Here is a 535-nt window from a genome sequence, read left to right as displayed (position 1 = left end):
CTCGTGGCAGGATATGGCAAGGTTGGCGAAACCGCTCGCAGCGAAGCTGGAACCAGTCGGACGGGTCGCCATGTCACCGCGCCGAGCCTGATTTTGCAGGAGGGCTATGTGCCCTTGGTCGATGCGCAGACATGCCAGAAGCAAACCGCCGCACGCATTTCTGAGTATGGGTTGCAGGACGAGCTGACTGGTGTGGCGGTAGATCCGCAGACGCAGATCTGCGCGGGCGCAGGAGGCGTGGATTCGTGTCAGGGCGATAGCGGCGGACCACTCATGCTGCGCAGTTATGAGCATGGCCCGGTCCAGATAGGCGTGGTGAGCTGGGGACTGGGATGTGCCCGGCCGGACAGTCCGGGAATCTATATGCGGGTCAGCGCATATTCGGGTTGGATCAGCGCTGTAACGGGGATTGCACCTGCCGGTGATGCCGCCACTGCAGAGGAATGACAGTTGCGTGGCAAACAGGCTTGCATCCCCCGATTCCTCACTGTATGTGTCCGCCTTCCAAACGGCAGGCACCCGTAGCTCAGCTGGA

The 535-nt window shown here is 61.5% G+C and carries 1 protein-coding gene; it reads left to right on the top strand.

The window, feature by feature from the left end:
• Nucleotides 1-447, top strand: a 447-nt coding sequence (locus tag B4F73_RS09815) for a trypsin-like serine protease (RefSeq protein WP_290481437.1), incomplete at its 5' end; no start/stop codon positions are given.
• Nucleotides 448-535: the final 88 nt, after the last annotated feature.

Source organism: Hyphomonas sp. UBA3601, from assembly GCF_002375605.1.
Classification (GTDB): domain Bacteria; phylum Pseudomonadota; class Alphaproteobacteria; order Caulobacterales; family Hyphomonadaceae; genus Hyphomonas.
Note: the sequence above shows the minus strand (reverse complement) of the source record. Positions and strands in the feature narration are given on the sequence as shown.